Source organism: Pseudoalteromonas rhizosphaerae (assembly GCF_902498845.1).
Classification (GTDB): domain Bacteria; phylum Pseudomonadota; class Gammaproteobacteria; order Enterobacterales; family Alteromonadaceae; genus Pseudoalteromonas; species Pseudoalteromonas rhizosphaerae.
Window position 1 is genome coordinate 1 of the sequence record NZ_CABVLM010000034.1, and the last position, 1,611, is coordinate 1,611.

3 protein-coding genes are annotated in these 1,611 nt (G+C 38.1%); all 3 read left to right on the forward strand.

Translation table 11 applies throughout. From position 1 onward, the window contains the following. Positions 1 to 199: 199 nt before the first annotated feature. The 3 genes from PSR9079_RS23295 (at position 200) to PSR9079_RS23305 (ending at position 1,485) form a co-directional block, all read left to right on the forward strand. Positions 200 to 586 (forward strand): hypothetical protein, encoded by a 387-nt coding sequence (locus PSR9079_RS23295; RefSeq protein WP_149983445.1) that lies wholly within the window; start codon positions 200 to 202, stop codon positions 584 to 586. Then, positions 579 to 1,127, forward strand: coding sequence for a hypothetical protein (locus PSR9079_RS23300; RefSeq protein WP_149983446.1), 549 nt, complete (start codon positions 579 to 581; stop codon positions 1,125 to 1,127). The genes PSR9079_RS23295 and PSR9079_RS23300 overlap by 8 nt, the downstream gene beginning before the upstream one ends. A 79-nt stretch (positions 1,128 to 1,206) precedes the next feature. Further along, complete coding sequence (locus PSR9079_RS23305; RefSeq protein ID WP_149983447.1) at positions 1,207 to 1,485, forward strand: hypothetical protein; 279 nt, start codon at positions 1,207 to 1,209, stop codon at positions 1,483 to 1,485. Positions 1,486 to 1,611: the final 126 nt, after the last annotated feature.

Sequence of the window (1,611 nt, forward strand, 5' to 3'; positions counted from 1 at the left end):
CTCTCGCGATTTAGCCCTTGCCATTCGCTAGTAGTTATCGTTTAATAACAGTATGTTATTTAAACGGTGATCTTCCTACAGAGGACTTTCACCTCATAAGTCAATGCCCATGTCGGGCGTACACAAGTTAAAGCATCGGAAAACCACTCGCTACGCTCGCGTTTTCCGCTGTTTAAAGCGTAAGCACTAAAGAGTGACTATGAGAAACCGAATACCATATGCGTTACTATTAGTTTTGATTTTGGGTAAAATATCTGTTTGGTGGTTACTATTCTGGGGTACAGATTACTCCAGAGTCGAACCAACATTAATGGGTGTATTTGAACCAGTGCATCAATTCAGCTATTTAGTTTTAAGTTCTTTTCTTGTTGTAGGTGTATTGTTTAAATCTCGCTTTGCGTTAATAGCTATGTTTGCAGCTTTCATAATCAACATTGCTATTTTTGTCTATCGTGGCAGTACTGTATATCAATCGGTACTAGATCCAGTGATATTGATAATACTTTGTTTAATTTTGTATTATCGAAAACCTAACTCATGGTTTGGTGGAACTAGTGCTAACAAGCAAAGGCAGGGCGATGCGTAAACGCACGCCTGCTTTGAGCGTTAAAAGGCATGGAGAAGTCATGAGCCACCGTAATATATTGATAATAATTTTAAAGTTAGCTTCAATATTTCTCATTATTCAAGTTTTAGAAACTTTGCCTGTTCAATATGGCAGTCACTTAAATACAGACGATCCGTATTTGAGGTCAGCCTTTTTTTCAACTGTACTGTTTCCAAACTTAATCAAAATAGCAGTTGCCTTAGTTTTATGGTTCTTTCCAAACTCATTAATCAAGTCAGTAATTCCTGATACAGAATTAACTAGTGAACATTCGGATTTTTACAAAAACTTAGATGTAGCTGTTTTAACTGGTGTTGGGATTTATCTAATGGCGTTTTCTATTGCAGATGTTGCTTACTATTTTGTTCTCAAAAATGAACTTTCGCAACAATTTGGCTCTTCTTTAGAGCCTCAAGATCATGCTGCATTAGTAGCTTCGGTTATTCAGTTGGTTATAGGTGCAGTGATCATATTTGGCAACAAAGGCATTGCAGCACTAATTGTAAAGGCTCGTCAATAATGCCTTTTAACAAGCACAGGCATCCGACGCTGAAACAGCGCGCGGCTGCTGTGAATCGTTAGTTGCCAAGGAAGTTTTCATGCAATCTTATAAACTTAAGCTCAGTTTTACTTCTGTAGTAAAACTAGGTTTTTTATTTGGCTTTTGCACAGGAGTAGTGTGGATGACTCTTTTGGGTGTAGCTATGTTACTTGGTTTATTTCCCGGTGAAACACCACCCGTAGTTTTAGTATTACTATTACCATTGGGTTGTTCACTACTTTTTGGTTTACATATTACACTTGGATATCCTATTTATATGTTATTCAATAAGTTCACCAAAGGAATAACAGTAAAAAATTTGATTAACGGCAACTAATCGGGTAGCCGGAGGTCTCTAACCTCCAGCCCCCACACCACCCATCATGCGGGTCCGCAATGGGCGGTTCATCTCCCGTAATGAATATTGATCCAAATATCCCTCAATGACACTAAACCTTGTGAA